The sequence below is a fragment of the Paenibacillus sp. FSL R7-0210 genome (genome assembly GCF_038009085.1).
Lineage (GTDB): Bacteria > Bacillota > Bacilli > Paenibacillales > Paenibacillaceae > Paenibacillus_AQ > Paenibacillus_AQ silagei.
This window is the reverse complement of sequence record NZ_JBBPAR010000001.1, coordinates 2,685,026-2,708,768: the sequence shown is the minus strand read 5'-3', so window position 1 is coordinate 2,708,768 and position 23,743 is coordinate 2,685,026. Positions and strand designations below refer to the sequence as shown.

Below are 23,743 nucleotides of genomic sequence, written 5' to 3'. Positions count from 1 at the left end.
ACGAGTTGAGAGGAATTATGGTACGAGTTAAGAGGAATGCAGATTGTACACGTACTTACGGAGGGCATGCAGCAAATAGATGTATCCCGTGCAGCTAAATGACGGTGTAAATCTGGATTTGTAAGCTTAAATGTATTATGTACAACTATAATTGGTCGAAGGCCCTCTTTTACCGAATAAGGGTGAATTTAAATGTACAAAGTGCAATTAAGTCAATCCCGGCGCAATAATGGACCGTTTTAATTGTACAAAGTACACTTAGGGGATAGGCACAGTGCAACTGGAAAGGAAGGATTGACTTTATGAGTACTATAAGGGTCCGCCGGATGAAGTCCGAGGACATTACAAGGATACATGAAGGGCTGGCCCCGCATGATGTCAGCAAACCGTTAGCGTATATTGAACAGTGTTGGAAGGAAAACGAAGGGGAGAAGCGGCTTACGCTATTAGCCTTCCATGAGAATCTGTTTGCAGGCTGGGGACATATCGTGTATACCTTACACTATCCTTATTTTGCAGAGAATCACATCCCTGAGATCCAGAATCTTGATGTGATTCCTACCTTGCGGAAATGCGGCATTGGCAGTGTGTTGATGGACGCTCTCGAAGCAGAAGTGTTCGCAACATTCGATACGATTGGAATCGGGTTTGGACTGTATGACAGCTACGGTACAGCCCAAAGGCTGTACACCAAACGTGGCTACATTCCGGATGGCCGGGGACTCATGTATGACAACAAGCCTGTGGTTCCTGGAAGTCAGGTGCGGGTGGATGATGAGCTTACTCTATACTTGACAAAATCAAGGTAGAACACGAATTACCATTACTATAGCGGCAGTCAGGGATATTAATGTCCGGGCTGCCGCTATTAGGTTTCTTTAAATTTCAGCATCATAGCGTGCCAAAAATTCAGAAACTAATTCAGGATTTGTCATAAGCGCCACCGATTCATTCTCTAATTCCTCAGCCAGCTCATCGTCGGTCATGGATACAAAGAAGGTAATGTCCTCTTTGGTTTGATTATATTTTGTGAATAAATCGTCCTTGGTTTCATTAACAACCTTGGCAATGATTTTGACCATTTCATCTTTATATTGGTATACATTATCCTCTGCATATAAAAAACGGCTGATATGATTGAAATGCGAATGCTCACCATATTGAAATTCGGAAATTGCCCATTTGTAATAAAGCTCTGTTTCAGCATCATCACATAAGCCTTCACTTGTCATATCGGCAATATGTCTGGCAAGTGATTGCTCAGTATTGACAGCAAGGAACAGAGTGACAAAGTCGCTATCGGTCCCGATTGCGCAGACATATACCTTCTCATGTGCTACTTCGGCCAATATAGCTTCAAGGTCAGCCACCAAGCCCTCGCGAATCCGTTGTTCAAATTCAGTAAGAAAAGCGTTCATTAAAACCCTCCTTATATTACGATTAAGTATGACTTCACTTATAGAATAGTGGCGTTGCGTATAGGAATGCAAGCACCTGTCCTTATTTCCGGTTTGCGTCCGTAAGCGCATTCTCCCGGATCGTATTCAACTCCTCCACACTGAACAATCCGGCCCGGTACAGATTAACGAACTCGTCTGACACACTCTGGTCAAAAATAATCATATCATCAGTGTTCACCGTGACTGTGACGCCATAATCATAGAGCTTGCGGATGGGATGTGACGCATAATTGGCTACCCGGGAAAGCAGAACATTGCTGGTAGGGCAGATGTTAAGCTGGATATGATGGTCGGCAAGCCACTTCATCGTCTCTGGTGATTGTGCGGCTGCGATGCCATGCTGAACCTGATCGAGCTCCAGTTCCTCCACAGCTTGTTTTACCAGATCAGATGTACCAAACTCCCCAACATGCGCTTTGAGAATTAGCCCTTGTTGCTTCGCCATGCGGAACACCTGCTTAAATCCGGGAACGGCAAACTCATCGCCAAAGATATCGAGGGATTTAAAGTAGTTATGCTCCAGATATTGTTCGAGCATCTCAATGGTTTCTTGAATCGGCGTATGGGTGAGAAAAGCAAGCTCCGGGACAAAATGAATCTCTGGCGCAAACCGCTGGTGAATGCCCTGGATGGTCTGAATCAGTGTTGCTATAGAGCCGTCAAACCACTCTTCTTCACCCATCGTCACACTCATATGCAGCAATTGAACACCATCAGTCTTCGCTTGGACAAAAGCTGCTTCAATCCGCTTCTCATATCCGATTCGCCCAGGCAGTAAAGGCTTAATATAGCGGGCATTCCACCGGTTCATCTCCCCAAGATCCTTAAATGTTGGACATTCCGGTATGGCCGTACCGCACCAGGCACTTATATACCGTTTGTTGCCTCCCCGGGTGATATGGTTGTGCAGATCGCCTTTAGGTATTTGCCGGATGCTGTCCAGATTGTTCTGCTCCAAGGCTGTGATGAATTGCTGTTTCATGCCGCTGTCCTCCTATGTTTTAATTGGGCCGGCCTGCGCTTATATGAACTAGTTTACAGTTTCTGGACAGAGTTAAACAAACTGAAACTTTTAAATCAGAGATTTCGTCTATCATGGAAGTTGTGAGTTTATAGACTTAACCATTATCGGTATGTTAGGGAGGATTTCAGAAGTGAGCTCTTTACCACAACGTTCTACTGTCCGCAAGAAGAAGAAACCGGCGCCGAAGCGCAAGAAAAGAGGGTTCTTCCGCACACTCTTCAGGGTGTTCATGGTCTGTTTTATTCTGGTTATAGCAGCCGGAGGCTGGCTCTATTTTGCACCGTCGGCCCAGAATACGCGCTTCCTGATCGCAGATACGCTGATTACGACTCAACACCGGCACTGGGCCAAATATATTATCGGCGAAGAGGAACTGAAGCACCGCGTCAGCGATTATACCAAGCGCTTCGAGGAGATGGGCGACGAGGTAGATACCCATGAGATCAAGCCTGAGCCTGTAAAGGAAGCCGAACATACTCCGCTCGTCCAGATTGAAGAAGTCACGGGCAGCGGCTATAGCGGCTATGTCATGATTGTGAACGATCCCAAGAAGGTGCGCCTGGGTGTGCCTAGCAAAATCGGCTCCGGGGAAAAGGTATCCAGCATGGTGGCGCGGACCGGGGCTATCGCCGGGGTGAACGGCGGCGGCTTCGCCGATCCGAACTGGAAGGGCAATGGCTTCAAGCCGATCGGGCTGGTGATCTCGCAAGGGAAGCTGTTCTACAATGGACTGGGCGGCAAGAAATCCACACAGATTGTCGGCATCGATAAGGAAGGCAAAATGGTCGCCGGTAACTACACTCTGGATCAGCTCAGCAAGATGGGGGTGCAGGAGGCGGTTTCTTTTCAGCCACGGATTATTGTGAACGGTAAAGGCCAGATTAAGAATGCCGCCGAAGGCTGGGGCATCGCGCCAAGAACAGCTATGGGCCAACGGGCAGACGGTGCGCTCATCTTCGTAGTGATTGACGGGCGGCAGCCGGGCTACAGCATCGGGGCGAACCTGTATGATGTGCAGCAGATTATGCTGAAGCATGGGGCGGTCATTGCGGCCAATCTGGACGGGGGATCTTCGACGGTGCTGGTGAAGGACAATGAGATTGTCAACAAGCCCTCTTCGCAGTATGGGGAGCGTTACTTGCCGACGGCATTCCTGGTATTCGATGACCCCGAGAACGCGAAGATCAAGAATATCTGGGAAGGGCTGGACCCGGCCAAGATCGACGCAGGCAAGAAGCGCACCCAGTAACATACGCTAGGTTCCCTGCTTCATAATCAATAGTAGATCAGACGCGGCAGGTGTGCTAGGATAACAAGTAAATTCTTATTTTGCTGAACCTGCCAGGTGAAGTCCATGATCGGAGGGGGAAAAGGTTTGACTTTGCAGCAGCTCCGCTACGCAATTGAGATTGCGAACAGCGGCTCTATGAATGAAGCGGCCAAACGGCTATTTGTGTCGCAGCCCAGCCTCTCGAATGCTATCAAGGAGCTGGAGAACGAGCTTGGCATCACGATTTTCGAACGGAATAACCGGGGGATCAGCATCTCGGCGGAAGGCATGGAATTCCTGGGCTATGCCCGGCAGATTATTGAGCAGACTGAATTCATGGAGAACCGCTATACCGGCAAGAAGCGCAGCCCGATCTATTTCTCGGTATCTACACAGCATTATGCGTTTGTTACGGATGCTTTTGTGAAGCTGATGAAGGAGAGCAAGGTGCAGGAATACAATTTCAGCCTGAGAGAGAAGCAGACCTATGAGATCATCGAGGATGTGCGTACCCTGCGCAGTGACATCGGGATTCTGTATATCAACGAGAGCAACTACAAGATCATGAACAAGCTGTTCAGTGACGGGAACCTGAAGTTCACTCCGCTGTTCAATACGAATCCGCATGTATATGTGCGGGAAGGGCATGTTTTGGCTGCAAAAGAGAGAATTACGGCCGAGGACATTCATCCGTATCCTTACATTACTTTTGAGCAGGGGGATAACAACTCGCTGCATTTCTCGGAGGAGATGCTTAGCTTCACGCAGATTGAGAAGAATATTAAGGTGACGGACCGGGCCACACTGACTCATTTGCTGCTCGGAAGTGATTCGTATACCGTGGGGACCGGGATTATGGCCTCTGAGCTGGATGATGCGGGGCTGATTACGATTCCTTTTGACAGCAAGGAAGTATTCTCTGTCGGCTGGATCGCCCACAAGGACCGCAAACCTAGTGAGATTATGTCTACATACATTGATATTCTGAATGATCTGGTGTCGGGTAATGTTTTCGAGCTTGAATCTTTCTTACTATAAGAGCAGGAGGGACGTATGAGCAGTCCAGTGATCGGATCGACAAGAAATGCACCGCCCTTCCGCTACGACATTGTCGGGAGCTTCCTGCGTACAGAGGAAATCAAGAATGCACGCAACCTGCATGTGGAAGGTGAACTAACCGCGGGACAGTTGGCGGAGATTGAGAATATAGAGATTGGAAAGCTGCTGCAGCAGGAGAAGGCGCTTGGGCTGAAGGCTGTGACCGATGGCGAATTCCGCCGCTCCTGGTGGCATCTGGATTTCTTCCTGGGGATTGAGGGTACTGGAAAGATCACTCTTGGCGGTACTCCCGGCGCTTCCAAGGAGCAGACGAACCGGGCGGAGAGCTTCAGAATTACCGGTAAAATCGCCTTCGGGGACCATCCCATGGTCGCGGAATTCCGTACCTTGCAGCAGATGGCCGGAGAGACGCTGGCCAAAATGACGATTCCTTCACCCTCTTTGTTCCATTTCGTGCAGGAGTATAACGGAAACGAGATTTATTCTGATACCGAAACGCTGTACGGAGATATCATTCAGGTGTACCGGACGGCGATTCAGGCCTTCTATGATGCCGGTTGCCGTTATCTGCAGCTGGACGATACCACCTGGGGGACGCTGTGCAGCGGCAGACATCGTGCTCATCTGCGCAGCAGGGGCGTTGACCCGGATCAGCTGGCAAAAGATTACGTCCGGCTGATTAATGAGAGCATTGCCGGCCGCCCGGCGGACATGACCATTGCCCTGCATGTATGCCGGGGCAATCTCCGCTCTACCTGGTTCGCCGCCGGCGGGTACGGGCCGGTCGCCGAGGAGCTTTTCTCGAATACGAACGTGGACGCGTTCTTCCTCGAATACGACAACGAACGCTCCGGCGACTTCGAGCCGCTGCGCTTCATCCGGGACCAATTCGTTGTACTGGGACTGGTGACAACCAAGCATGGCGGCCTGGAGAGCAAGGAGCAGCTCATCGCACGTATTGAAGAAGCTACACAGTACGTAGACATCAACAAACTGTGTCTTAGCACACAATGTGGCTTCGCCTCCTCGGAGGAAGGCAATATTTTGACGGAAGAAGAGCAGTGGGATAAGCTGCGGCTGGTGATTGAAACGGCGAATGAGGTTTGGGTGTAGGTTAGTGGGGAGGATTGCCGGGGGGCGATCCTCCTTTTTGGCGAGGGAGCGCTAGGCAGCGGGCTGTGGCGGATCATAGGTGGATTTCCTCCACTTGCTGATTAATGAACGGACTTTGCCGGGACAACAGTTAGATAAACGACACTTAATTTCTCCCATATTCCGCTGTAGCGGCATATCCCGATCCAGTAGTTGCTGTTTTTCCATTTGTTTACCTGAAACTATTAGAAACGAGGGAAATAAGATACGTTATTCCATTTGTTTGCTGCGGAGGGTGGGGTTGTTCTGTGTGCATGTAGTTGTAGTCTTCTTCTTTAACCATTCTGTACCAACCGTAGAGATTCCCTCTACAGTATAATGTTGGGAGCGGATTCAAGACTGAGGCTATATCTCTGGAGGGAATATCATGGTTATTGAACTACGACCTGTATCGGTCGAGAACTGGTATGATTGTACGCAGTTAAAGGTGAAGCAGGAGCAAGAAAGTGTTTTTCCTGCGCCTGTGGTGTATTGGATTGCAGAAGCGAAATTTGTACAAGAGTTTGAACTGCGGGCTATCTATTCAGGAGCTGCAGTGGCCGGATTTATCGTCTTTTGCACAACTCCCGATGAAGACGGTAACTATTGGATACCCGCCCTAATGATCGATGAGCATCATCAGGGAAAGGGTTATGCCAGACAAGCAATGGGACAGTTAATCGAGCATATGCGAAATGAAGGGTGTACCCGACTAATGATCGGACATAGACCTGAAAATCAGATTGCCGGATCGCTGTATGAGTCGCTTGGATTCCAAAAGGTCAGTGAAGAGTTATGCGACGGTGAGGTTGTGCGTTGTTTGGAGCTTAATCAATGCATCTAACTACAAATAGCCCTCCTGCAAAGAGAGCTAATCGTTTGGCCATAGGAGCCGGGACATTCGATTCTATTAGTCGCATAGCCCTAAACCGCATTTTTTTTGCTATTCCTGTTACATACTGTTGAGAGCGTTTTCTATTTTTACTCCAAACACTGTTTCGTTTAGCTTGGGTGTTCGAGTTTTTGAATCGACGAGAGGGTAATACAGAATTAAATATTTTCCAGATTGATAGACAATTGGTGCGTGGGAACTAAGAAGCTGAATACTTTCTTCAAAGTGCTTTATTCCACTTTCTCGTTCCTCATCCGATCCGAAAGCGTAAACTTTTATTATTTCCTCATTACTCAGTTTATAGCTAACAGGTTTAATACCCTCAAGAATTTGGTCGTCAGGTGATTCAATTTGTGTAATGTTTTTTTCAAGGGACATTATGGCTTCATTCACATTAGAATATTTTTGTTGAGAAGAACAAGCAATAAGAAATAAAAAGCTAATGAAGGTGAAGAATAGATTTTTTTTCATGAATAACCCCTCCTTTTTTGTTCAGGACACAGATAAGAAGAGACGAGACCCACCTAATGCAGAAGTTACTAACAAAACTGAGCTTGCCATGTATTCCTTATGATTTTATCAAAAATAGCGAAGAAAAGTATGGCATGGGCTTAGGGTGATGAATTTTCTGGAGTTCTGTCTTTGGCTCCAGATGCTCAAGCGAAATCCCTGACAGCTATTATAGGTTATTTTAAACTTAGTAATTGACACATTCTCCCTCCCGCAGTATTATTGCACATAACAACTTACAGCAACAAGCGATGAAGAGAAGAGTAAGCAGGCGGCAGCGTTCACAGAGAGCTCCAGAGTGGTGAAAGGGAGCAGCGAAGCGCCTGATCTGAAAAAAGTCTCCGAGCTGCATAGGGAATTGGGCTCTAATGGCCCAAGGATGGTATGCCGGGTTCTCCCGTTACAGAGATAGGGTATAAGCGTCATGGCCGTACCCGAAGAGGCGGATCAGGCAACTTGTCCGTGAACAGAGGTGGTACCACGAAGCTTATCCAAGCTCTCGTCCTCAAGATATTGATCTTGAGGGCGGGAGCTTTTTTGCGTTCACAGGCGGGCAGCTCCGAGCGCAGTCAAGCAGGCTCCAAGTAAGATTCATACTATCAGTAGAGGTGATTCATTGTGCATTGGGCAGAAAAAATTGCAAACCGGTTAATCGCGGAGCATCCGCAGCGGCAGACGTATGTATGTGCATCCGGGATCAGTCCGTCCGGGTCCGTTCATATCGGGAATTTCCGCGAGGTGGTAACGACTGCATTTGTGGCGCAGGCGCTGCGGCGGGCGGGGAAGGAGGTGCGGTTTATTTTCTCGTGGGATGACTTCGACCGGTTCCGTAAAGTTCCGGCCCATATCGATCCCGGCTTCGCTCAGTATATTGGTCTGCCTTATTCGCAGGTGCCTTGTCCGTATGGCTGTCATGCTTCGTATGCGGCACATTTCGAATCGGAATTCGAGCAGGCGCTCCAGGTATTCGGGATTGAGCCGGAGTTCATCTATCAGAGCCGGGAATACCAGTCAGGCCGTTATTATCCGCAAATTCTGCACGCCCTGCACCGCCGGGGAGAGATTTACGATATCCTGATGTCGTTCAAGACAGGTGGGAGTTCGGCGGATGAGCGGGCGGCATTCTATCCCATCCATCTCTATTGCGGGCAATGCGGCAAAGACTCGACTACCATTCTGGATTACAACGACACGGCGGAGACCGTGACTTACCGCTGCGGCTGTGGTCATTGCGATACCGTACATATTCCGCAGGCGGACAATATCAAGCTGCATTGGAAAATCGACTGGCCGATGCGCTGGCAGCAGGAGCAGGTCGTATTCGAGCCGGGAGGCCGGGATCATTCGTCGGAGACAGGAAGCTATAATGTGGCTGCGGTAATCGCAGAGCAGATCTACGGGTATTCGCCGCCCATGTATGAGCCTTATGAATTCATCAGCATCAAAGGCAGCTTCGCTAAAATGTCCAGCTCCTCCGGGCACAATTACACTCCGGATGATCTGCTAGAGGTCTATGCCCCGGAGAACATCCTGTTTCTGTTCGCCAAATACCAGCCGAATGCCGCCTTTCATATCGGGCTGGATGAGGATGTGCTGCGCAACTATGCGGAGTTCGAGCGGTATGCTGCGGGAGCACGGGCAGGCACGCTAACGGGCGATCTTGCAGGTGCGCTGGAGCTGTCTCTGCGAAGCGACTCCCCGGTGAGTGCTGGAAGCAACGTTAGCTTCGGCCAGGTAGCCAGTCTGCTTCCCTTAATCAACTTCGACAGGGACAAGCTCCGGGAGATGTTCAACATAAATAATGTGGAGATTGATGAACTCCGGCTTCAGAGGGTGGCGGACCGTGCGGAGTACTGGATCAGGAACTGGATGCCGCACAAGCTGGTGACGATCCAAGCTTCGCCCAACTATGCATATTATCACTCCCTTACTGGAGTGGAACTGAGATGGCTGCGGAGCTTGTGCAGTCTGCTGCGGAGCAGGGAGCTGGACGAGACGCAGCTGATGACCGAAATCTACGCCATTTGCCATCATGAAGACAAAAAGACGATGCGCATCCAACAAAAAAGACTGTTCACCATCGTCTATCAGTTAGTGCTTGGTGCAGAGGAGGGGCCGCGTCTGCCTTGGCTAATCCAGGCAGCCGGCACAGAGCAGATGTTGAATCTGCTGGATTTGTGAAGGAGTGTGGACTGCCCTTTACGGGATCGATTGAAGAGAGGTATAATATACAAGACTGTTTTTAATCAAATGTTGGAAAGCGAGCGGTAACGATATGGGTCGTAAATGGAATAATATTAAGGAAAAGAAAGCATCCAAGGATGCGAATACAAGTAAGGTCTACGCCAAGTTCGGGGTAGAAATCTATGTGGCGGCGAAGAAGGGCGAGCCTGATCCGGAATCCAACCGGGCGCTGAAGGTCGTTCTGGAGCGTGCCAAGACCTACAATGTACCGAAGGCGATTATTGACCGTGCCCTGGAGAAAGCCAAGGGCAGCGGCGATGAAACTTACGTTGAGCTGCGCTATGAAGGCTTCGGTCCAAGCGGCTCGATGATTGTAGTCGATGCGCTGACGAATAACGTCAACCGCACGGCTCCACTGGTCCGTTCCACGTTCAGCAAGAACGGCGGCAACATGGGCGTCAGCGGATCGGTTACGTATATGTTCGATCCGACAGCGGTAATCGGGGTAGAAGGCAAATCAGCGGATGAGGTGATGGAGCTGCTGATTGAAGCAGACCTGGATGTCCGCGATGTGCTGGAAGAAGACGAGGCGGTCATCGTGTATGCTGAGCCGGATCAGTTCCATGCGGTACAGGAAGCCTTCCGCGGCGCGGGAATCACGGAATTCACCGTAGCCGAGCTGACGCTGCTCCCGCAGAACTACGTAGCTATTCCTGAAGATGCACAGGCACAGTTCGAGAAGCTGATCGATGCGCTCGAAGAATTGGACGATGTGCAGCAGGTCTACCACAACGTGGATTCGGAAGAATAGAATAGCGGTAACTTGAATGAGCGGGCAAGCCGATTTCCAGGCTTGTCCGCTTATTCTTTCGGGAGTGAGAATGGAGAGGAAGAATTGGAATGGAAGTCTTTCGATTAGTCAGTGTGGTCCATGTATTTCTGATTAAGGACGGACAAGTCCTGCTGCTGAGACGGAAGAATACGGGACATCATGACGGGGAGTATGGATTGCCTGCCGGGAAGCTGGATGGCGGCGAGCCGCTGCATACCGCCGCCATCCGCGAGGTCCGGGAAGAATGCGGTGCGGTTATAGCTCCCGCCGATCTTACCCTGATCGGAACGATGCACCTGCGGACCTCCGGGGATGAGCGGGTGGATTTCTTTTTCAGAGCGGAGCAGTGGAGCGGAGTGATCCACAACATGGAGCCGGACAAATGCGATGAGGTAAGCTGGTTCCCGGTGGATGCGCTGCCGGAGAATATCATCCCGTTCGTACAGGAGGCCTGGAATACATTCAGGGACGGCGTGTGGTATGCCGCTCACGGATGGAATTAGATTAGAGTAGCGGGGGGATGGCGCAGTAATGGAAGACTGGACGCTCAGTATGGTTCTTATATTGGTGGTATGCGGATTTCTGGCCGGATTAATTGATTCTGTAGTGGGCGGCGGAGGACTGATCGCGATTCCTTCGTTGCTGGCGGTAGGGATTCCGCTTCCGCTGCTGCTGGGCAGCAGCAAATTGGCGGGATCGATGTGCTCGCTGACCAGCACCGCCTCGTTCGTGCGTTCCGGCAAAATCAATTTCAAGCTGGTGCGGACGCTGATCCCGCTGTCGATCATTGGAGCGATGGCCGGAACGCTGACTGTCCGTCAGGTGCCTTCCGAGTTCCTGAAGCCGCTGGTGATCGTGATGCTGGTGGTCATTACAATCTACACCTTGTTCAAAAAAGCCTGGGGAGACGTCTCTACCTTCTCTGCCAGCAACGGTAAATTACGTCTGGCCGGAAGCATGGCAGCGCTCATAATCGGTTTCTATGACGGGTTTTTCGGCCCGGGAACGGGGTCGTTTCTGATTTTCGCTTTTCTGATGATGGGGTTTGAATTTGTAACTGCCGCAGGGAACGCCAAAATCCTGAACTTCGCCAGCAACATCACAAGCCTGCTTACATTCATTGCCCTGGGCTCTGTCAGCTACACCCACGGGCTGATTCTGGGGATTCCGATGGTGATCGGAGCCATTGTCGGCTCCCGGATGGCGATCCGCAAAGGGGCAGCGTATATTCGGCCGTTATTCATTACAGTCACTGTCATATTGATCGGCAAGCAAATATGGGATACGATGCATTAAGCACAATTAATGGAGTGGATGAGATGGAGATCAAGCTTATACATAAGGAAGAAGTCTGGAAGCTTAGGCATGAAGTGATGTGGCCTGAGCGGGAGCCGGATTATATTAAGCTGGCAGATGACGATCAAGGCAAGCATTACGGGCTGTATGTGGGGGATCGTCTGGTTTCTGTGTTATCCCTCTTCGTTAACGGCACAGATGCACAGTTCCGCAAATTCGCTACCCTGGAGCTGGAGCAGGGCCAGGGCTATGGCAGCAAGCTGCTGAAGACGGTTCTTGCGGAAGCGGAGCTGGCGGGGGTGCGGCGGATTTTCTGTAATGCCAGAACGTACAAGGCAGGCTTTTACAAGAAATTCGGCATGCAGAGAACGGATGAAGTGTTCAGCAAAGGCGGCAAGGATTACGTGGTCATGGAGAAGTTCTTCGGACCTGCAACGGACGCGAATGGAGGAGCTTAAGGGATGACCAAGAAGCTATATTATGATTCAGCTTATATTCAAGAATGGAGTACCGTGATCACTTCCGCGATAGAGCGTGAAGACGGGAGCTATGTGACGCTTGCGGAGACGGCCTTCTACCCGCACGGCGGCGGACAGCCCTGCGATACGGGAACCATCGGCGGAATTACTGTACTGGATGTGGTGCTGGAGGATCAGGAGGTACTGCATAAAGTAGCGCAGCTTCCCGGGCAGACTGAAGTAGACTGCGCCATCGACTGGAGCCGGAGATTCGACCATATGCAGCAGCACAGCGGCCAGCATCTGCTGTCGGCGGTATTCCGCGAGCTGTATCAGGCACTGACACTGAGCTTCCATCTGGGCAGCGATTACGCCACAATTGATCTTGATCTGGGGGAACTATCTGCGGCGCAGCTGGCGGAGGCTGAACAAGAGGTGAACCGTCAGATCTATCTGAACCGCGCAATTATCAGCTACTTCGTGACCGCAGAGGAAATGGCCAAGCTGCCGCTGGTGAAGCTTCCTAAGGTAACGGAGGACATCCGGATTGTCGAGATTGAAGGTGTAGAGCATAACGCCTGCGGCGGCACCCATGTGTCTTCGACAGGGGAGATTGGGATGATCAAGCTGCTGCGGTCCGAGAAGCAGAAGGGCAATATCAGGATTACCTTCAAATGCGGGAGCCGGGCGCTTGCGGAATTCAACGATCAAATGCAAATCCTGAGTCTGTTGTCGGCCAAATTCAATACGAACAAGGACGAAATTATGGACCGGATCAGCAAATGGGAGCAGGAGCAGAAGCTGCTGGTAGCAGAGCTGGCTGCCGTGAAGGAGCAGAACGACAGCTATCTGGCCCGGGACCTGTTAGCTTCTATGGATGAGGGCAGCCGGGTGCTCACGCATATGTCGGACGGGAGAACGCTTAAGGATCTGCAGAGTCTGGCTGCGAAGCTGACGGCGTTGACCGACCTTCCGGTGCTGCTGCTGAGTGCGGCGGAGAATAAGGCCGTGCTCGCGCATAGCGGCTCTGCGGAATTCTCGTGCGGAGCATTTTTCAAGGCTCATCTGGGCGGATACCAGGGCAAGGGCGGGGGCAGCGACAAGCTGGCTCAGGCCGGATTCCCGGCATGGGAAGACGCACTGGCATTTTACAATTTTGCTAAAGGGCAATTCTGAGGTAGGGCAGTTAAGGAGCTATGGAGCGTTTATTCCGTAGCTCTTTTTGCTGTTTTCATAGGGTGAGCAAGGATTGGACCGACTTAAGGATTATTTAACATTTGAAGTCTTATAATCAGGACAGAGCTTGACGAAGGGAGAAAATTAACGTGTTCCTGACTATTCTAAAAAAGGATTTGCGGCGTAAAAAGGTGATGAATACCGTTCTGCTGATCCTCATCATCCTGGCCTCCACACTAGCTGCAAGCAGCTCCAGCCTGATGTATTCCACCTCCAGCGCCTTGGGCAGTTTCATCGAAGCCAGCAAGGTGGCGGATCTTAATATCACGCTGGCCAATGACCCTGGCTATAACTCTGCAGTAGAAGACTGGGTCAAGCAGGAAAAGAAGGTGGAGACAGCTTATACAGAACGGCAGCTCAATCTCTTACTGAATCAGGTTACGATGCCAGAAGGCCGCAAGAGCTTCTCGGGAAATGTAAGCTTCGTGCTGTCCGCCATTCCTGAGCAGGTGAACCTGGTCTTCGGTGAAGACAATGAGCGATATTCACTTCGCCCAGGGGAGATCGGTCTTCCGGCCAGCCTGATGCTAAGCAGTGGTATCGTACCGGGAGAGCAGCTGAAGCTTAAGTTCGGTGAGATTACGAGAACGTTCACGGTGAACGGTTACTTCAAGGATGCGTTCATGGGGGCAGATCTGCTGGGACTGAAGCGCCTCATGCTGTCAGCAGAGGATTTCAAGGAAATAGAGAAGCTGGTGCCCGAAGATAAACGGATGAATCTATGGAGCTTTGTGGCGGCACCGGGTGTAGCGTCTACTGAGATATCATCTTCTTTTGCGAACAGTGATCTGCCCATCAGCTTTGAGGTGGATAAGGCGCTGGTCAAGATGACTTATATGACGGACCGGATGATCTCGGCCATGATGTTTGCAATTAGCGTGTTTCTGATCTTCATTGCTTTTCTGACCCTGCGCTTCACCATTGTCTCCACTGTGCAGGATGAATACAAGGAGATTGGCGTTATGAAGGCCATCGGGTTCAGGAACCGGGCGATCAAGCAGCTCTACCTGACAAAATATACAGGGCTGGCCTGTCTCGGCGGCGTTCTCGGACTCGGCATCAGTCTCCCATTGACTGCGCTGATGTCCCGCAAAACCTCTCAGTATATGATTTTACCCGGAGGCAGCACCAATATAATGATCTCGGCGCTTAGCACGGTGGTTATGATCGCATTCATTCTGCTGTTCTGCTTACTCTGCATGCGCAAGATTAACAAGGCCTCGGCCATCGATGCAATCCGGCAAGGCCAGACCGACGAACGCTTCAAGGCATCCCGGCGCATTCATTTACACAAAAGCCGTTTCCTCCGGCCCCCGTTCTTTCTCGCACTGAGCGATGTACTGAACCGGCTCAAGAGCTATACGTCACTAATCCTGACGCTGATCTTAAGCTCGGCGATCATTCTGATCCCGGTCAATCTGACCAATACCATTGTAACTCCTAAATTCCTGGAATATTTAGGTACAATTGGTGCGGATTTTTATAGCTCAACCGTCGTGGCAGAGAAACCCGTTGAGAAGATCCAACAGGACAAGGCACTCCTGTCCAAGCGGCTGAAGGATCAGGGCTTCGAGGTCACGCTTACAGCGAATTATACGGTAAGTACCAAATATATCTCCGATAACGGGCAGGCCAACCGGCGGATCAACGGCCAGAAGAATGATCAGAACGGATCTGTTGAGATTCTGGAAGGGACAGCCCCGCTCCTGAAGAATGAAATTGCGATTACAACCATCATGTCCGAGAAATACGGGAAGCGGGTGGGCGATAATATTACTTTTGAAATCGGCGGGGTTCAGGGGACCTTCATGATCAGCGGACTGTTTCAAAGTATCTCCAACGAAGGGTACGCGGTCTGGATTGCACGGGACTATGAGCTGAAGACAATACCCGCTTACATGTTCTCCGGCGAACTCCATGCCCCGGAGCAAGCGAAGGCAGGGATGATGAAGGAAATTCAGCAGCAGTTCCCGGAACAAGGCTTCAAAACCTCGCTTGAACTGCTGGGAGAGATCACGGGCGGCTTCATGGGCCAGCTTCACAGCATCAATGGGCTGCTTACGGCTATCATCTGCCTCATTACGTTCTTCATCACCAGCCTGTTCGTCCGATTGATGATTGCGAAGGAGGTTCACGGCATTGCTGTCATGAAAAGCATCGGCTTCACGAATGCCGCGATCCGGCGGTGGCAGGCGCTGCGCATTCTGATTATTATGTCCGTCTCGCTGGTGTTGGGCGTAATCGCTGCGAACACCCTAGGCAGCCGCCTGCTGGGTCTCATTTTCCGGATCTTCGGACTGACCAGCCTCCAGTTAAATATTCTTCCGCTACAGGTCTATCTGCTGTATCCGCTGCTGATCCTTGCCGTGGTCATGCTGGCAGTGTATACCAGCTGCGGCCAGATCAAGCGTGTACAGATATGGAATATGAATAAGGAATAGGCGATTGGATTCTAGAATAAGAATCACGGGAAATAACAAAAAGCTAAAGGAGCGGAGGGGAGATTTGGAACTGGAGGAGCGGTAGCGTCCGCCTTTAGGTTTGGATTTCTACCGCGAGCAGCGGTCCAAATCAGGAAATCCAAACCTAACAGTGGCCGGAAGTCCAAGTGTTCACCGCAGCGACGATTAAGCTCAATGTTTATAACTTTGTGATTCTTGTAAATAGATCCAAGCGTTTATATTAAAAGAAAAGAAGGAGTGGCGAAATGGCAGCAGTACTGGAAGTAACCAACCTATGTAAGACCTATATCGTCAATAAAAGTCAGAATAACGTGCTGCGGAATATCAATTTCTCGCTTCATGCCGGGGAGTTCGTGTCTGTCATGGGGCCGTCCGGTTCGGGCAAGTCTACGCTGCTCTATACCGTCAGCGGGATGGACCGGCTTACGGCGGGCGAGGTGGTCTTTGACGGGGAGAGTCTCTCGCAGCTCTCTGAGAAGGGCATGGCTGAACTGCGGCTGCACAAAATGGGCTTCATCTTCCAGCAGATGCATATGCTGAGCAATCTCTCGGTTTATGATAATATTATTCTATCAGGCTATGAGTCGCTGAGCGGCAAGAGAGGCGGACAGGGACGCAGCCGCAGCGAGGTGAATCAATATGCCGATGAGCTGATGCGGAAGCTGAACATTATGGAGACAGCGGGCCATGACATTACAGAGGTATCCGGCGGACAGCTGCAGCGGGCCTGCATCTGCCGGGCGCTCATCAACAAGCCGGCTATGCTGTTCGCGGATGAGCCGACAGGTGCGCTCAACTCCAAAGCCGCACAGGAGGTCATGTCCGAGCTCTGCCGGATCAACCGGGAAGGAACAACGCTGATGGTGGTTACTCACGATGTAAAGGTAGCCGCGCAGAGTGATAAGGTGCTGTATATGGTAGATGGCAATATTCAGGGTGAGCATGTGCTGGGCAAATATATACCGGAGCAAGGTCCGAGGGAACGTGAACGCAGCCTGACCGGTTGGCTGATGGAGATGGGCTGGTAGGAAGCTGCAAGCAGCAGGAGGAGAGAGCCGTGGCGGATATTCTGATCATTGAGGATAATGCGGAGCTGGCGGAGGTGATGAAGGATTTTTTGCAGGTGGAAGGATATTCTGTATGCAGTATGGCCTCTGCGGAAGAGGGCTTGGCTTATTTGGAGACGAATGCCGTCAAGCTGCTGCTGCTCGATATTATGCTTCCGGGGCTGGACGGCTTCGCCGTATGCAGAATCGCCAGGGAGAAGTTCAATCTGCCGATTCTGATCATGAGCGCACGCCACGGGGATGAGAGCAAGATTATCGGGCTTGAGCTGGGTGCGGACGATTACCTGGAGAAGCCCTTCTCGGCTCCTCTGCTGACGGCGAAGGTCAAGGCGCACCTGCGGCGGAGTTATGAGATGAACGAGAACAAGCTGCTGCTGACGGATGGCGAACTTACAGTGAATCAGACCGCAAGAGTAGTATATAGAAGCGGCCAGCCGCTCGGGATGACAGCCAAAGAGTACGAGCTGCTGGTCTTGCTGATGAGCAACAAGGGTAAAGCGCTTCGCAAGGAGTGGCTGTTCCAGCAGGTATGGGGGGCAGACAGCTTCAGTGAACCGTCCACGTTGACCGTACATATGAACAAGCTGCGGGACAAAATCGAACATAACCCCAAAGATCCAAGGCGCATCGTTACCATCTGGGGAGTGGGATATAAATATGAAGGCATTTAACAGGCTGATGCTCTGGGCGTTACTTCTCGGGCTGACGTTCATAGCGGCTCTTAATGGATATGTATCCTCCAGGGAGACAGGGACGGCCGGGAAGGCTTACCGGATAGAGATAGGCCGTATCTATGAGCAGGTACAGCGAGGAATTCCTCCGGAGGAACTGCTGCCTGATCTGAACAGGTATACCTACGTGAACGGCTTAAGCTGGATCGGGAAGGAGGCGGGGCCGGATGAGGTTCAGCGCTTTTTTGCCGGTATCGGGGTGGAGGACAGCAATGAATTCATGGTCAAGCCCTTGTATGCGGATCAGCAAATCGCAGGATACTTAAGGTTCTCTTACCGGATGCCCGGGCCGGATGTTCATGCGCTTCTGGTTCTGAATCTGTTTCTGCTGGCGGCGCTTGGAGCCGTGATGGTGCTGCTGTTCTACATCCGTAAGCAGATTCTGCGGCCGTTCCATTCTCTGCAGGAGTTGCCTTATGAGTTATCCAGGGGGCAGCTGAGCATAGGTATGAAGGAGCACCGTAGCCGGTACTTCGGCCGGTTCGTGTGGGGGCTGGACCTGCTGCGGCAGACACTGGATGCTCAGAAGCTGACGAATCTCCGCCTGGAAAAGGACCGCCAGACGCTGATCGCGTCCCTCTCGCATGAGCTTAAAACCCCAGTCGCCACGATCAGGCTCTACGCCAGCGCCCTGGCGGACGGCCTCTATGACAGCGAAGTCAAGCGGCAATCGGCCGCCCGGCTGATTGGTCAGCAAGCAGAACAAATGGAGCAGCTGATCGGCGGGATCATCACCGCTTCCGTCTCTTCTCTGCAGAATATAGAGGTGGCCCCGGGAGAGTTCTATCTTAGCGGTCTGGTCGGCAAGGTCATCCGTAACCATAAGGAGCGGCTGGAGCTGCTGAAGGTGGAGCTCACAGCAGGTGCTTATCAGGACAAGCTGCTGCTTGGAGACGAAGAACGGCTGCATGAGGTGCTGAATAATCTCATTGAGAATGCCATTAAGTATGGAGACGGCAGGTCGATCTCTATTACCTTCCGCGAGGAGGATTACCGCCAGCTGATTGTGATCGAGAATTCGGGAGAGCCGCTGCTCCTGAGCGAGCTGCCCCATATCTTCACCAGCTTCTGGCGCGGGTCCAATGCGGACGGCAAGCCGGGCAATGGCCTCGGCCTCTTCATCTGCAAGCAGCTGCTGCAGAAGATGGGCGGCGATATCTTCGCGGAGCCGCTTGAGCGGGGTATGCGGTTTGTACTGGTGCTGCGGTATTAAGTAGAGGCTTGAATGGAGGAGATCGCAATGAATGAGCTTAATGAGCTTAATGGGCTGATGGAGCTGCAACCTGGGAATTATACTGCGGTTTATGATTTTTACGCCGGTAAAAAGCAGTACATTCCCGCCTTATCCGTCCTGCTGGAGAACTATCCCGGGCGGGTATTTGCTGATCATACGGAAGCACCAACACTGGCTGTGGTATGGGCTACGGGGAGATGGATGTATGCTGCCGGAGATATCAGTACTGAGATCAACCGGCTGAAGCTGATGGTTTTTTTGCAGACGGTAGTCGTACCTGATTGCCAGCAGAGGCAAGAGAAATGGTTCGAGATCTATACGGATGATAGTGATTCATGGACGGAACTATTGAAGCTGGAGATTGCCGGGCTGAGCGTAGACAGACATATGGAGTCGGTCTATGAGTTCAATATCGAACGATTTGTTCAGCTAAAAAACAGGCGTGCTGCTATCCCCTTAGAGGGAGATCTATCTGTCGCCTACAAAGAATTTCCTGTTCTTACCCTACCGGAGCATAATAGGTCTGCAAGAGATGACAGGTTCGTTGGGCTGACTGCCACGGGTGCTGTAGTGAAGATTAGGGATAAGGTAGTTTCCTTTTGCAAAAATAACGGCTTCAGCGTGAATAACAGGTACTTCATTGATGTAGATACTTATGCAGAATCGGAGCGCGGGAAGGGCTATGCTACGCTCGCCGCTGTATCGTTAATTAGTCACTATCTCGTTCAGGGAATGCTTCCCTTATGGGAAACAACGCATGAGAATATGGCTTCACATAAGCTCGCGCTGAGGCTCGGCTTCGAGCCGGTGGAGAGTTATCCGGTATTTGCTTTTGTCATGGAAGGATAGTCGTACCCGCAGAGAGAGAACGAAAGAGCTTAATACTTTTATCGTAAAGGAGCGGCATTGATGAAGAGGTTAGCAATCCTTACAGTCGGTAAAACACATAGCGGGAAGACCACATTTGGTAGAGAATTAGAGCGGCGCTTACCTGAATCGGTTGTTATTGACCGGGATGATCTGGCTGAATTCATCTATACCCGGTACGAAAGTCTGCTGCCCAAGCAAGGGGCGAATACGCTCAAGAATGCTCTGACCCGGACGTTAGTGGATTATGCCGTCCATGAGACGGAGTATCTGTTTGTAATCAACGACAGCGATGAAGTACCCGGCGCGATTCAGAAGATCGTCCAGATCGCAGGCGGGAAGTCCATGTGAATGTTGTGTTCACCACAGTGATGGCCAAGCTTCGAGTGAAATCCGGCTGCCAACTGGACCTGACCGCCCAAACCCTTCATAATAAGAAGAGTTGTGAACGGTTCCACACAAACTCATAAACGGAGGTTCATAGAATGAAATACCGCGAACTGGGAAACACGAGTCTGTCTGTCAGTGAGGTCAGCTTTGGCACTTGGGCGATTGGCGGGGACTGGGGGAATAGCAAGGATGAGGACGGGCTGAGAGGCTTGCAGGCGGCGATGGAGCAGGGCGTGAATTTCTTCGATACCGCAGATGTCTATGGCGGAGGCCATGCGGAGGAGCTGCTCGCCAAGGCGACCCGGGGCAAGCAGGATGAGATACATATTGCCACGAAGTTCTGCCGCGCCGGTGATATCCATGACCCGGAGAATTACTCCGCGCGCCGGATCAGTGAATACTGTGAGCAGAGTCTGCGGCGTCTGGAGCGGGAAGCGATTGATCTGTATCAGATCCATTGTCCGCCGATGGAGATTCTGCGTGATGGGAGTGTGTTCGCGGCGCTGGACCAGTTGAAGGCCGAGGGTAAAATCCGTCACTACGGCGTCAGCGTTGAGACTATCGAGGAGGGCTTGCTCTGCTTGGAGTATCCTGGCGTTGCGGCGCTGCAGGTGATCTTCAATCTGTTCCGCCAGCAGCCGGCACAGGAGCTATTGCCGCAGGCTGCTGCCAAGGGTGCAGGCATCCTGGTGCGCCTGCCGCTGGCCAGCGGTCTCTTGACCGGCAAATTCACGCCGTCCAGTACCTTCCAGGACAACGACCACCGCAAGTTCAACGCGAACGGGGAGCAGTTCAATGTGGGCGAAACCTTTGCCGGGCTGCCTTTTGTTAAAGGTGTAGAACTGGCGCAGAAGCTGGAGTGGATCACTGAAGGACGTGGCAATATGGCACAGGCCTCTATGCGCTGGATTCTGGACCATCCGGCCGTCAGCTGTGTGATTCCGGGCTTCAAGAATGAGTCTCAGGTGAACGATAATCTGGCCACTCTGGATGTACCCTCCTTCAGCCCAGGGGATATGGAGCGCTTGGCTGCCTTTTACCAGTCAGAGGTGGTTCCATATATCCGTGGAGAGGTGTAGCGGTACTGTATGAATATAACTGTCGGACTGCTCGCCCATGTAGATGCCGGGAAGACGACCTTCGCCGAGCAGCTGCTCTACCATACCGAAGCCATCCGCAGCAGGGGGCGTGTGGACCATCAGGATACTTTCCTGGATACCCATGAGATTGAAAAAGCACGTGGGATTACCGTCTTCGCCGATCAGGCGGAGTTCACCTATAAGGATGCCCGCTATTTCCTGCTGGATACGCCGGGCCATGTCGATTTCTCCCCGGAGATGGAGCGTTGTCTGCAAGTGCTGGACTATGCAGTGGTGATTCTCAGCGCGGTGGAGGGTGTAGAGAGCCACACCGAAACGCTCTGGCAGCTGTTGCGCCAGCACCGGATTCCCACCCTGTTCTTCATTAACAAAACCGATCGTGCAGGCAGTGATCCTGAACGGGTCCTGGAAGAGATCCGGCAGCTGCTTAGTGGCGATGCTTTGTTGTTGCCGGAGCAGCCGGAAGCTGCGTGGACCGAGGAAATGAAATCGTTCCTTGCCGAACGCGAGGAGATACTGCTGGAACCTTATCTTGAAGGCACGCTGACGGAGAGCCATTGCCGCAGTGCGCTGGGGTCTATGGTGAAGCGTGGAGAGATTTTTCCGTGTATGCAGGGCTCAGCACTGCTGGATCGCGGTGTGGGTGAGTTTCTGGAGGTACTGGATGCGCTCACGTTCACGGAGTACGATTATACGCTGCCTTTTGCCGGGAGGGTCTACAAGATCCGCCACGATGCCAGAGGTACCCGCATCACCTACATCAAAGCGCTGCAGGGAGTCCTGAAGAACCGCGAGAGCTTGGCGTATGGACCCGAAGCGGAACAAACTTCCGAACGGATTACCGGAATCCGTAAGTACAACGGTACTGCTTATAGCGCTGCTGACTGGGCTGCCGCCGGGGAGCTGTTCGCCGTTGTCGGCCTAAGCTCCGTGCTTCCGGGTGCGGGAGTGGGCGCACTTCAGGACGCGCAGGGCAGCGGACTTATTCCCACCTTGAAATCCAAGGTGCTCTTCAAGCCGCCCGTGCACCTGAAGGAGCTGATGCATGCCTTCGGACAGCTCGGCGCGGAAGATCCGTCACTGAATGTAAGCTGGGATGAAGATCTTCAGGAGCTGCATATTCAAGTGATGGGCGGGATACAGCTGGAAATTCTTGAGCAGATTGTGGCGGAGCGGTTTCAGCTTAAGATCTCTTTTGGCGCGCCGGAGATTCTCTATAAGGAGACTATTGCCGGTACGGTCTATGGCTGCGGGCATTTCGAGCCGCTGGGCCACTACGCCGAGGTTCATCTGATGCTTGAGGCAGGGGAACGCGGGAGCGGGATCACGTTCATTAATCGCTGCCACCCGGATGATCTGGCGGCAGGCTATCAGCATCAGATTGAGCAGCATTTGCTGGAGAGCGGCCATCACGGCCTGCTGACCGGTTCCCCGCTGACGGATCTGAAGATCACCCTGCTTACGGGAAGGGCGCATAATAAGCATACGAGCGGCGGCGATTTCCGGGAAGCGGCTTACCGCGCGTTGCGCCAGGGGCTGGAGCAGGCAGAGAATCTGCTGCTGGAGCCGGTCTACGACCTGAAAATCCGGATAGATCCGGACGATGTGGGAAAGGTTATGAGTGATATCCAGCAAGCCGGAGGCCGCTTCAATCCCCCGGATATTACACCGTCCAAGGCTGTAATTACCGGCACAGTTCCGGCGGCAAGCTTCATGAATTACGGAGTGAGACTGGCGGCGATGACGCAGGGCAAGGGATCGATGTCGCTCAGAGTAGCAGGATATGAGCCCTGCCACCAGACCAAGGCGGTGGTGGAGCAGCGGAATTATAATAAAAATGCAGATCCGGCCTACTCCTCGGCGTCTATTTTTTGCGCCAAGGGTGAGGGGTATGCAGTACCCTGGGAAGAGGCCGGACAGCATATGCATATTCAAGCAGCAAGCAGGAACGGGTACACGGTTCTTAAACGAGCAGTACCGTGTCAGCGTGACGTAGAAGGAAAGGTGCAGATTGACAATGACTAATGTAATAGATAAGGTAGCCTGGATCTATGTTGTGGACGGCAAGGTACTGGGCGCGCGTTCCGCAGGCAAGGACACCTATTATTTCCCCGGCGGCAAGCGGGAGTCCGGCGAGAGTGATGCCGAGACTCTGATCCGTGAGGTTGAAGAGGAGCTGTCCGTTCAGATCCTGCCGGAGACGATTGCGGAGTTCGGAAGCTTCGAGGCTCCGGCCCATGGCAAAGCGGAAGGCGTGCTCGTGCGGATGACCTGCCTTACCGCAGATTTCACAGGTGAGCTTGCCCCGGCTTCGGAGATTGAAGAGCTGGCCTGGTTAACCTATAAGGACATAGACCGGGTATCGGCGGTCAGCGTCATCATCATGGACAAGCTGCGGGAGATGAGCCTCATCTCCTGAATATAGAAGAGAGAGTAAGCCCGTTTTGAGCCGGAACCCGGCCTGAAACGGGCTTGTTGTCTCTTTAGCAGGGCGATGCAGGCGGCGCAGCAAGCACACTTTTACCGAATAGGACATATGT

At 52.0% G+C, this 23,743-nt stretch carries 23 protein-coding genes; 20 read left to right on the top strand and 3 right to left on the bottom strand.

Annotation, left to right across the window (positions count from 1 at the left end; translation table 11 throughout):
• Nucleotides 1-302 precede the first annotated feature (302 nt).
• Complete coding sequence (locus tag MKY64_RS11715; protein WP_340953165.1) at nucleotides 303-809, top strand: GNAT family N-acetyltransferase; 507 nt, start codon at nucleotides 303-305, stop codon at nucleotides 807-809.
• Nucleotides 810-878: 69 nt separating this feature from the next.
• Here MKY64_RS11715 and MKY64_RS11710 read toward each other — a convergent pair whose 3' ends face one another.
• The gene (locus tag MKY64_RS11710; protein ID WP_340953163.1) at nucleotides 879-1,418 is read right to left on the bottom strand and encodes a DUF4303 domain-containing protein; all 540 of its coding nucleotides are present in this window, start codon (nucleotides 1,416-1,418) and stop codon (nucleotides 879-881) included.
• An 82-nt stretch (nucleotides 1,419-1,500) separates the two neighbouring features.
• Nucleotides 1,501-2,442, bottom strand: coding sequence for a hypothetical protein (locus MKY64_RS11705; RefSeq protein WP_340953161.1), 942 nt, complete (start codon nucleotides 2,440-2,442; stop codon nucleotides 1,501-1,503).
• Between the two features lie 151 nt (nucleotides 2,443-2,593).
• Here MKY64_RS11705 and MKY64_RS11700 point away from each other — a divergent pair, with 151 nt between their 5' ends.
• The 4 genes from MKY64_RS11700 to MKY64_RS11685 all read left to right on the top strand — a co-directional run bounded on the left by MKY64_RS11700 (nucleotide 2,594) and on the right by MKY64_RS11685 (nucleotide 6,788).
• A complete protein-coding gene (locus MKY64_RS11700; protein WP_340953159.1) occupies nucleotides 2,594-3,733 on the top strand; it encodes a phosphodiester glycosidase family protein in 1,140 nt (379 codons plus the stop codon).
• A 126-nt stretch (nucleotides 3,734-3,859) separates the two neighbouring features.
• The gene (locus MKY64_RS11695) at nucleotides 3,860-4,792 is read left to right on the top strand and encodes a LysR family transcriptional regulator (protein WP_339314112.1); all 933 of its coding nucleotides are present in this window, start codon (nucleotides 3,860-3,862) and stop codon (nucleotides 4,790-4,792) included.
• Nucleotides 4,793-4,807: 15 nt separating this feature from the next.
• The gene (locus MKY64_RS11690) at nucleotides 4,808-5,926 is read left to right on the top strand and encodes a 5-methyltetrahydropteroyltriglutamate--homocysteine S-methyltransferase (protein ID WP_340953158.1); all 1,119 of its coding nucleotides are present in this window, start codon (nucleotides 4,808-4,810) and stop codon (nucleotides 5,924-5,926) included.
• A 406-nt stretch (nucleotides 5,927-6,332) separates the two neighbouring features.
• Entirely contained in the window at nucleotides 6,333-6,788 is a 456-nt protein-coding gene (locus MKY64_RS11685) for a GNAT family N-acetyltransferase (RefSeq protein ID WP_340953157.1), read from the top strand.
• A 108-nt stretch (nucleotides 6,789-6,896) separates the two neighbouring features.
• Here MKY64_RS11685 and MKY64_RS11680 read toward each other — a convergent pair whose 3' ends face one another.
• The gene (locus MKY64_RS11680) at nucleotides 6,897-7,307 is read right to left on the bottom strand and encodes a hypothetical protein (protein WP_340953155.1); all 411 of its coding nucleotides are present in this window, start codon (nucleotides 7,305-7,307) and stop codon (nucleotides 6,897-6,899) included.
• Nucleotides 7,308-7,964: 657 nt separating this feature from the next.
• Here MKY64_RS11680 and lysS point away from each other — a divergent pair.
• The 15 genes from lysS (at nucleotide 7,965) to MKY64_RS11605 (ending at nucleotide 23,622) form a co-directional block, all read left to right on the top strand.
• Nucleotides 7,965-9,527, top strand: coding sequence for a lysine--tRNA ligase (gene lysS / locus MKY64_RS11675; RefSeq protein ID WP_340953154.1), 1,563 nt, complete (start codon nucleotides 7,965-7,967; stop codon nucleotides 9,525-9,527).
• A 94-nt stretch (nucleotides 9,528-9,621) separates the two neighbouring features.
• Nucleotides 9,622-10,341: a YebC/PmpR family DNA-binding transcriptional regulator gene (locus MKY64_RS11670; protein WP_036728630.1), complete on the top strand. Its 720-nt coding sequence runs from the start codon at nucleotides 9,622-9,624 to the stop codon at nucleotides 10,339-10,341.
• 89 nt (nucleotides 10,342-10,430) lie between these two features.
• A complete protein-coding gene (locus MKY64_RS11665; RefSeq protein WP_340953153.1) occupies nucleotides 10,431-10,865 on the top strand; it encodes an NUDIX hydrolase in 435 nt (144 codons plus the stop codon).
• A gap of 28 nt (nucleotides 10,866-10,893) precedes the next feature.
• Entirely contained in the window at nucleotides 10,894-11,658 is a 765-nt protein-coding gene (locus MKY64_RS11660; RefSeq protein ID WP_340953152.1) for a TSUP family transporter, read from the top strand.
• 23 nt (nucleotides 11,659-11,681) lie between these two features.
• Nucleotides 11,682-12,116: a GNAT family N-acetyltransferase gene (locus tag MKY64_RS11655; protein WP_340953151.1), complete on the top strand. Its 435-nt coding sequence runs from the start codon at nucleotides 11,682-11,684 to the stop codon at nucleotides 12,114-12,116.
• Nucleotides 12,117-12,119: 3 nt separating this feature from the next.
• Nucleotides 12,120-13,292, top strand: a complete 1,173-nt coding sequence (locus tag MKY64_RS11650; protein ID WP_340953150.1) for an alanyl-tRNA editing protein — start codon at nucleotides 12,120-12,122, stop codon at nucleotides 13,290-13,292.
• A gap of 149 nt (nucleotides 13,293-13,441) precedes the next feature.
• The gene (locus tag MKY64_RS11645; RefSeq protein ID WP_340953148.1) at nucleotides 13,442-15,793 is read left to right on the top strand and encodes an ABC transporter permease; all 2,352 of its coding nucleotides are present in this window, start codon (nucleotides 13,442-13,444) and stop codon (nucleotides 15,791-15,793) included.
• Between the two features lie 266 nt (nucleotides 15,794-16,059).
• Complete coding sequence (locus MKY64_RS11640) at nucleotides 16,060-16,842, top strand: ABC transporter ATP-binding protein (RefSeq protein WP_340953147.1); 783 nt, start codon at nucleotides 16,060-16,062, stop codon at nucleotides 16,840-16,842.
• A gap of 29 nt (nucleotides 16,843-16,871) precedes the next feature.
• A complete protein-coding gene (locus MKY64_RS11635; RefSeq protein WP_036728619.1) occupies nucleotides 16,872-17,552 on the top strand; it encodes a response regulator transcription factor in 681 nt (226 codons plus the stop codon).
• Nucleotides 17,539-18,825: a sensor histidine kinase gene (locus tag MKY64_RS11630; RefSeq protein WP_340953146.1), complete on the top strand. Its 1,287-nt coding sequence runs from the start codon at nucleotides 17,539-17,541 to the stop codon at nucleotides 18,823-18,825. The genes MKY64_RS11635 and MKY64_RS11630 overlap by 14 nt, the downstream gene beginning before the upstream one ends.
• A 27-nt stretch (nucleotides 18,826-18,852) precedes the next feature.
• Nucleotides 18,853-19,695 carry a GNAT family N-acetyltransferase gene (locus tag MKY64_RS11625; RefSeq protein ID WP_036728618.1) on the top strand — a complete coding sequence of 281 codons (843 nt, stop codon included), beginning with the start codon at nucleotides 18,853-18,855 and terminating at the stop codon, nucleotides 19,693-19,695.
• A 60-nt stretch (nucleotides 19,696-19,755) separates the two neighbouring features.
• Complete coding sequence (locus tag MKY64_RS11620; protein ID WP_340953145.1) at nucleotides 19,756-20,064, top strand: AAA family ATPase; 309 nt, start codon at nucleotides 19,756-19,758, stop codon at nucleotides 20,062-20,064.
• Between the two features lie 134 nt (nucleotides 20,065-20,198).
• Entirely contained in the window at nucleotides 20,199-21,182 is a 984-nt protein-coding gene (locus MKY64_RS11615) for an aldo/keto reductase (protein ID WP_339314121.1), read from the top strand.
• Between the two features lie 9 nt (nucleotides 21,183-21,191).
• Nucleotides 21,192-23,228, top strand: coding sequence for a translation factor GTPase family protein (locus MKY64_RS11610; RefSeq protein ID WP_340953144.1), 2,037 nt, complete (start codon nucleotides 21,192-21,194; stop codon nucleotides 23,226-23,228).
• Nucleotides 23,221-23,622 carry an NUDIX hydrolase gene (locus MKY64_RS11605; protein WP_339314123.1) on the top strand — a complete coding sequence of 134 codons (402 nt, stop codon included), beginning with the start codon at nucleotides 23,221-23,223 and terminating at the stop codon, nucleotides 23,620-23,622. Before MKY64_RS11610 ends, MKY64_RS11605 begins: the two co-directional genes overlap by 8 nt.
• The last annotated feature ends 121 nt before the right edge of the window (nucleotides 23,623-23,743 follow it).